This is a genomic window from Almyronema sp., from assembly GCF_052168255.1.
Taxonomy (GTDB): domain Bacteria; phylum Cyanobacteriota; class Cyanobacteriia; order Phormidesmidales; family Phormidesmidaceae; genus Sphaerothrix; species Sphaerothrix epifaneia.
On record NZ_JBQLZL010000064.1, the window covers coordinates 1 to 7,570 of the forward strand.

6 protein-coding genes are annotated in these 7,570 nt (G+C 49.2%); all 6 read right to left on the reverse strand.

All coding sequences use genetic code 11. The annotated features are described in order from the left end of the window. Positions 1–316: 316 nt before the first annotated feature. Positions 317–661: an STAS domain-containing protein gene (locus ACTS3T_RS13795; RefSeq protein WP_377960590.1), complete on the reverse strand. Its 345-nt coding sequence runs from the start codon at positions 659–661 to the stop codon at positions 317–319. A gap of 77 nt (positions 662–738) precedes the next feature. Beyond that, the gene (locus tag ACTS3T_RS13800; RefSeq protein WP_377960398.1) at positions 739–1,779 is read right to left on the reverse strand and encodes a glycerate kinase; all 1,041 of its coding nucleotides are present in this window, start codon (positions 1,777–1,779) and stop codon (positions 739–741) included. 23 nt (positions 1,780–1,802) lie between these two features. Then, positions 1,803–3,521, reverse strand: a complete 1,719-nt coding sequence (locus ACTS3T_RS13805) for a DUF3352 domain-containing protein (protein WP_377960400.1) — start codon at positions 3,519–3,521, stop codon at positions 1,803–1,805. Between the two features lie 172 nt (positions 3,522–3,693). Then, complete coding sequence (gene lexA, locus ACTS3T_RS13810) at positions 3,694–4,308, reverse strand: transcriptional repressor LexA (RefSeq protein WP_377960402.1); 615 nt, start codon at positions 4,306–4,308, stop codon at positions 3,694–3,696. A gap of 278 nt (positions 4,309–4,586) precedes the next feature. Continuing rightward, positions 4,587–5,702: an RNA polymerase sigma factor RpoD gene (rpoD, locus tag ACTS3T_RS13815; protein WP_377960404.1), complete on the reverse strand. Its 1,116-nt coding sequence runs from the start codon at positions 5,700–5,702 to the stop codon at positions 4,587–4,589. A gap of 345 nt (positions 5,703–6,047) precedes the next feature. Beyond that, a complete protein-coding gene (locus ACTS3T_RS13820) occupies positions 6,048–7,250 on the reverse strand; it encodes an IS110 family transposase (RefSeq protein WP_377960406.1) in 1,203 nt (400 codons plus the stop codon). Positions 7,251–7,570 lie beyond the last annotated feature (320 nt).

Genomic DNA, 7,570 nt, shown 5'->3' on the forward strand with positions numbered 1-7,570 from the left:
CCCGTTTTACTGTGGAGGGTTATGGGTGGTGAGGGTAGCCAAATCTAGCCCAGGAGACTTTTTAAACATCCTCTAACGCTGGTGGCGGCAGCTATAGTTTGCTGGGGTGCCCATAGAAGCCCAGCGCAATGATGGGTTAGTAAACTCTGCTCTCATAGCCTTTAGCAGGTCAAAATGGGCGATCTTGACCTGGCATGGAAAAGGCTATGAGATTTGCTAACAATGTTTGAGCGAGTTGCCAGGGTAAATATAGACCTTTATTTTTTAGCGCCATCTACCTGGCTATTTTGCTTTTGGGCTGAGCTAATGACAGACCTTAATTGGCTGAGTCCGCCGCTGAGGTTCTCAAAATCTTTTGCTCGAATTCTTGGCGATCGCTAAAGACTTCAAACACGCGATCCATACTGGTTAGCTCAAACAACATCCGTACCTGTTCATTGATCGAACAGACATACATACGGCGCTCTTGGGCCTTCGTTTTCTTCATCGCGACGACGAGGGCACCTAACCCTGAGCTGTCTACGAATGAGATATCTTTCAAATTAACCAGAAGAATCTCATTACCTTCGTCGAGAGCAATATCGACCTGCTGACGAAATTCTTCGGCTTTAGTGCTATCTAAAATGCCGGAAGGCTCTAAAACTTTCACCGATGCGCTCATGATGTTCATGCTAGAGATTCAGACAATTACCCTGTCAATGAAGTTAGTTGCCCCTGTCAAAAGAATAGTACCCGCTTCTAGGGTGAGTAAATCGCGGCTGGCGTATGATCTGAACGAATCTCAATCACCAAATCTGCCACTCCAGACGTGTCAACTAGCGGTTTGATAAATAGCTCAGGATGTAATGCACACCAAAAATATGCCACAAACTGATCGATTTTTTCATCGGACATGCCTGCTCTTCCCGTAGCTTTCATATCTTGCTCTGCCTGACGCCGCCATTGTTGGCAAAGTCGATAATCTTCGGGATAAAGTACAATCAGCCGATCTAGCTTGTCCCATAGGGGTAAATATTCCTGGAGAGCTTGATTCATATCCTTTGCAAAAGCTTTATCCTCAGCAGAGGTGATTGGGGCAGGGGGAGACAAAAATTGCTCAGGGGCGATGGGTCGTACGCCAACAAACCAACCTTCAAATAGCACAATGTCAATATCGGAAACCTGTTCAGGAGCGACGCGATCGCCTTCACCCCCGTGAGCAGATTTGTCAAAGCGCGGAATATCGACTGGCTGAGCTGGTTGGGCTTGCTGCAATTGCTCTAGAGTTTTTAGCCCTAATTCAATGTTGTGAGTTCCGGGTGGCCCTCGCCAGATCAAGCGAGGATCTTGCTCTCGTAACTGCTGGCGCTCGGCATAGGTTTTGTAAAGATCGTCGATCGAGAGGCAAACCGTGCGATAGCCTAACTGCTTGAGGATCAGACTCAAAATTTGGGTGAGGGTCGTTTTTCCGGTACCTTGACCACCCAAAATCCCTTGCACCAAAGGTCGTGCTAGCGACTGCCGCGCTTCTGCTAGCCACAGCCCTAACGGCAACCACAAAAACCACAGCAACGGGATCAGATCAGTCCACTGCTGGTAGGCAAGCGGAAACTGCGCCTGAGCGCCGATCAGTGCTTGCAGAAGCTGTGCCCGCTGCTTTAATTTGGCCTCTGCGGTTTCTGGGGTAATGCCCCAAGCTTTGGCAGAACGGCGATCGCTGAGTTCATAATCAATGAGCTGCTGTAGCTGAGTGGGTTGGGGCAACTGTCCAGCCGCCCAATTGGCAATGATCGATTCCATATCTGCCATCTTGCCAGCTTCGTCTATCGAGACTCCATCAGTCGGATAAATATACCACCTCGCTGAAAACTAGCGTCGCTGCCATAGCTACTGATTGTCACTGATTTTAGATACTTGAGAAAAGGTTGAAAGGATGTCGAGAGCCAGCGCAGTTGTGGGCTTTGCTGCCGCATCCGTTCGCCTACCTGGGGCCAGTCAAAGTAAAGGTAGCCATCGTTACGAGTATCTAAAGCAGCGATCGCCTGGTGAAAATCGGTTGACTGCAAAATAGAGCGGTGGTTAGCAGCCAACGACTGTTGCAAGCCTTCAGCCGCAGTGGCCAAAATGACCTGATCGCCAACGTTTGCTTTTAACCCCACCACATCAGCCCGTAGCGCCAAAGCATCGGCTGAAGTTTCTTGAGCGTCTGCGGATAAACGAGCCCAAGCGGTAACAGGCTGCTCGTCAACTTCTAGCGTACCGACGCTTAACCCTTGCTGACGAGCCTGCTCGTCCAGCGCGGCTAGATAGTTGCGGGTGGTTTCGTCGTTTTCAATTGCAAACAACCAGTCTGCGGTCGCTGGTTCGTCGTGAGGCAACCAGGCTAGTCCATAGTTGCCTTCGCCAAAGTTTGCCAATACTGTCGGTAGGTCAATGTTCCACTGAGTTTGCAGTTGGCTGAGTAGCGGGCCAACCAGTTGCTGCACAACCGGATAACCGCTAAAGCCACTGTTCATTTGTTTGACTAGAGTGCTGAGGTGACTACCCGCTGCTACAAAAGGAGCATTGGCTGGCATATACGCTAATGCCTCGGAGGGCTTTGATAATTTTGGCTGACTTGGCTCAAAGGCTTCGCCAGCTGCCGCCGTTAGCAGGGTGTCTGCTAGCAACCCCTGGGAGGTCAACTGTAAGTTAACCAGCAGATTTTCTATAACTTGCTGAGATCGATCTACAACGGGCTGATCGGGCAACCCAACGAGCCAGCCTGAGAGCTGATGAAAATCGCAGTAAATTAATCCTAGACGCCGGGACGGTAGCTGTCGCAGCGCTTGGCGGTAGGCAGGTGCTTGCTGAAGATTGAGATCGCTGGCCTGAGCGGCGTTGATGGCTTGCCGCAAAACTAGCGGAGAGTTTGCTAGCAACACAAAGCGATCGCCGACAACCGCAGTAGCTAAGGGTGCGTTGTTGATGGCTAACGGCGCATTGCCAGCGGCTGTTTCGGCATCGGCGGCATAGATGAGCTTGACACCCGCGTACTGCTCAAAAACCAGGTTTTCGCCAGCGATCGCCCGCTTTTGCCAAAACAATTGTATAAACTGGCGAGCTTGTTCGCTGTCTTGGCTAGCTAGCGCCAGTAAATAACCAGGCTGAGCACCGTTTTGAGCGTTGCGATCTAAGTCGGCACTGGTAACCGCAAACGTAATTTCATCGCCAAGCCAAGGCTGAATATCGCGCTCGTAATCTAGATGAGTTTGGGCTAGTAAATCCGCTTGAAGACGTTCAATATCTTGAGCTGCTTGCCGCCGTCGGCTGGGGGCAGCAAAGACTTGCCGTAGCTCAGCCAGACGTGTAGGCGTTACCATCAGCGAAACCACAACGGGCGATCGCTTATCGACGAAGAGCGTCGCTGCTGGAGTTGCTTCTACACCGGGCAAAAAAGTTAATGGCGTTTGAGCCATCAAAACCAACCAACCGCCTAGACCCAGAACAAATAGCACTGCGGCGGCAGCGATGAGTGCCGAAATGAAGGAACGAAACTTCATTGAATATCAACTATTGCAGCTCAAACTGGCTAAACTCGGCTGTATAACTACAGCCAAGCCTGCCAGTTCATAGTGTATTACTGTGTTGGGTCTTTCAACCTAAGGCAAACTACATTTGCCCGTAAAACTTTAGATAGAAGAACCGACCCAAACAACCAGGGATGATGGGGTTTTAGCCAGCCAGGGTTGCATCATAGCCGCGCCAAACAGCAACTAAACGGCCTTGTACATCGACAGCATCAGCGGCAAAATGCATTGGCTCATAACGAGAGTTGGCTGGTTTTAGCAATACTTCGTGCCCTTCACGATGAAAATATTTCAGCGTTGTGGTTGTTTCTACGCGTGCGGCTACGATCGTGCCATTTTTGATGGTGGCTGGATCGTTGACAGGGCGCATAATTACCACATCCCCATCGCCAATCAAAGCGTCGATCATACTGTCTCCCCGCACTCGAAGGGCAAAGTCTTGGGGTTTCAGCGGTAGCATCGCTAAATCTAGCCGCTCTACAGCATCGGTAAAGGCTTCAACCATTGAGCCAGCAGCGATCGCCCCTAAAATGGGCACTCCCTTAGCTTCATCTAAAATTCTAATCGTACGCGCTTTGCCCTCAGTCCAGTCAATATAGCCTTTGCTCCTAAGATGGTCGAGGCGGCTTTGAATGGGAGCAGGCGATCGCAAGCCCATGGCTTTCATCATTTGACGAATCGAGGGCGAATGCTGGTTGCGGCGAATATAGTCTACCAACCACTCATAGAGTTCTTGTTGAGCTTCAGTTAAGGCTTCCATACATTCACCGTGTAAAACGCAGCTGTATCAATAAGAACAAGTGTACCAACAAAAGAATCGATTGTCTATTGCAAAATATGAAGTTTTCCCGGTTGTCCTTAAAGCGGTATCGCTCAAGCTAAACGACAGAGGACAGAAGCAACGCTTTTCTGTCAGCAGTCTTAGCAATCAATGCGTTTTAATGCTGGTGGCGACAGCTATAACCCAAAAGTCAACAGGGCGTAACCCAAAGATTACGCCCCGCTAACTTTAACTATGTAGATGTGAACCGCAGAACCTTAACGAATATATTCTTTGAGGACGCTGTTGCGGTTAGGATGCCGCAGCTTCCGTAGTGCTTTGGCTTCAATTTGGCGAATACGCTCGCGGGTAACGTTGAAGATTTGGCCAATTTCTTCTAACGTTTTCATCCGCCCATCATCCAAACCATAGCGTAGTCTTAGCACATCGCGTTCTCGCGGGCTTAATGTACCCAGTACGCTTTCAAGGTCTTCGCGCAGCAAGCTCTTGGAAACTTGATCTTCAGGTGTTTCACCATCTGACTCAATAAAGTCACCCAAACGTGAATCTTCTTCTTTACCAATGGGCGTTTCCAGAGAGATGGGTAGCTGAGCCGACTTGGCAATAAAGCGCAATTTCTCAATCGTCATCTCCATGCGAGTGGCGATTTCTTCTTCAGTCGGCTTGCGACCAAGTTCTTGAGATAGCAGCTTGGTGGTTTTTTTGATGCGAGAAATGGTTTCGTAAAGGTGAACAGGGAGGCGAATCGTACGGGACTGGTCGGCGATCGCCCGGGTAATGGCCTGACGGATCCACCAGGTAGCGTAGGTAGAAAACTTATAGCCTTTTTCGTGGTCGAATTTTTCAGCCGCTCGAATCAAACCCAAGCTCCCTTCTTGAATCAAATCCTGGAAGGAAAGCCCCCGGTTCATGTATTTTTTGGCGATCGAAACCACTAGACGCAAATTGGACTGCACCATTTTGTCTTTAGCGCGACGACCAATATGGAGACGGCGTCGAAAAGCGGGTAAAGGCATTTCAACCGCCTGTGCCCATTCTGAATCGTTGGGTTCGCGCTCTAGGGCATCCATTAAGTCATCGCGTATGCGCTCTAGGGCTAGCAAATCTGCAATCTTACGAGCTAACTCAATCTCTTCTTCAGCCCGCAGTAGCCGGATGCGTCCAATTTCTTGCAAATACAGGCGAATAGAGTCTTCTGTGTAGTGCTTCTTTTTCGCCTGACTGCGGCGGCGGCTTGTTTTGGCTTTGTTTGCTTTTGCAGTCGGCTCTGATTCGGCTTGAGGATCAAAACCCTCGTCCCCATCATTATCAAGCAAGAGTTCAAGTTCGTTCCCAGGCTTAATGGTTCCGAGTACGTTGTTCGCTTGGGTCATGCCGCGTTCCTCATGCTCCTTGTCGTTCAAAAGTTCAATGTCAAGGTGTTGATGCTTACTGCCCTGTCCCTTCCAACCAATGAAACGGATTCAGAGGACAAAAGTTTTCGCATCTCTCCGAAGTCAGAGATTCTCTTCTCCAGAGAACTGTTGTGCCTAACTCAGCTTAGCAAACCCTTTAGAGAACGTCCCGCAAATCGCATCCTATAGGCGCTTTAGCAGACTATAAAACTCTAAAAAGGAGCCAAGATTTCTCGATTGTAGCCCCTATAACGAAAAATGCACCTTAAAGTCTTGGCTCCTTTTTAGAGTTTTATTTGCGGCCAGGGCCGCATGAAACTATCTTTACAGTTGAGATAGAGCCTTGAACAAATCTCTAGAGATGAGAGAGCAAGCCATCATGACCCGTTTGGTGCTAGGAATTTTTTTGTCAAGATTTGCGTAATAACGGGCGTGCTTTTGTAGATATTCCTTACGAGAGTTGACCGATGCCCCAATCGTCAACATGATTCTGGTGCGCACATGTAGAAACAGCGCTCGTCGGGCATAGCCGCAGCCTGTTTTCTTCTCCTTGCGTTTTTGGCCTGAATCTTCCCGGTAAGTGCCCATACCCAGGGCTAACTTAAAGTGAGCCTCTGAGACACGCCGCTTTGTAAGTTTGTCTGAGCGGGTGCTGTTGGGAGAGTAAACATATTCAATGATTGGCTTGCTGTCCTCTCCTAAAAAGCGCTGAATAGGGTAAACACGAGTTAAGATCGCCGCTCGCACAAGAGGGCCAAACCCAAACTCGTCAAAAACGGCGTGATAAGGGGTAAATTCTGACTCCTTCATCAGAGCATCAATAACCACCAGCTCGATCGCATACATTTCTCGCTCAAGGTCGCAGACCTGGGAGGCGATCGCTTTGGTCAAATCATCCAAGCCGCTGCCAATAGTGCTATTTAAGCTGGCTGAACGACTGGGATAGTTAAAGACGGGTTCACCCGCAATGAAGCGCCACAGCGCCGGGGGTGAAGGGTCAAGAAAATCGCGGGTCTGTACCGGACGTTTCCCCCCTTTGCTAACACAGGCTTCTGGCCACCGATAGCTCAGCATTTGCCAAAGTCGGTTGTTTTTAGCCGTACACATTTTGGTTAGCCCCATGTGTTCTAGAAACTTCTCTCTCAAAGTTTCAGCATGAGGCCAGTAAAAGGCATAAGGGTCACTGCGCTTCGCCAGAGCATAGGCCGCTACAAAGAAAGCATCTAGGCGATCGTTTTTGTTGAAACAGTCGTGATGCTTGCGGTAATAGCGCACACGGATCGCAGGGACGATCAGGCAGGTCTTACCCGCATTGCGAATGCAGTTAACAAAAATGCGGCCATAGTCGCCAGTGGGTTCAATGGCAAATTCATCAGCCATTGATAGCAATTGGTCTATTCCCTCCTGATTGGCTTCAATTTTGACAACTTTGGCTCGATTGGCCGAGCGCTTAAGGTTTTCCGGGATGGATGAAAGCACACAAGCGGTGACTTCCCGCTTGCCTACGTCTAAACCACAAATAGGCATAAATCTCTGATCTTTCCTAAGAGAAACCCGCTTAGAGCTAGGTCAAATAACTGATAAACCAGTTGATTCAAAAGAGGCGCAGGTCAGGCACTTTGAAAAAAAACCGCTCTAAGCTAGGTCACGCTACAATCAAACCCGCGCCACTGCTGGTAAGTTGTGGAGGCTTACCCGCGACGGGAATTAGTGTTAGAAAACAAGATGCTTTGATTTCTATTAGCCAAAAAGCCCTTTTTTAGAGGGTTGCTATTAAGAAATAGAAATTGTTTCTCTTAACACTAATTCGCGTTTCGTCTCATGCCTCGTTGAGACTCGTCAGGCGG

Bases quoted from the DNA above. Each gene is read 5' to 3' on its own strand.
- ACTS3T_RS13820 (WP_377960406.1), bottom strand. From the start codon at position 7,250: ATGCCTATTTGTGGTTTAGACGTAGGCAAGCGGGAAGTCACCGCTTGT.
- rpoD (WP_377960404.1), bottom strand. From the start codon at position 5,702: ATGACCCAAGCGAACAACGTACTCGGAACCATTAAGCCTGGGAACGAA.
- ACTS3T_RS13805 (WP_377960400.1), bottom strand. From the start codon at position 3,521: ATGAAGTTTCGTTCCTTCATTTCGGCACTCATCGCTGCCGCCGCAGTG.
- ACTS3T_RS13795 (WP_377960590.1), bottom strand. From the start codon at position 661: ATGAGCGCATCGGTGAAAGTTTTAGAGCCTTCCGGCATTTTAGATAGC.
- lexA (WP_377960402.1), bottom strand. From the start codon at position 4,308: ATGGAAGCCTTAACTGAAGCTCAACAAGAACTCTATGAGTGGTTGGTA.
- ACTS3T_RS13800 (WP_377960398.1), bottom strand. From the start codon at position 1,779: ATGGAATCGATCATTGCCAATTGGGCGGCTGGACAGTTGCCCCAACCC.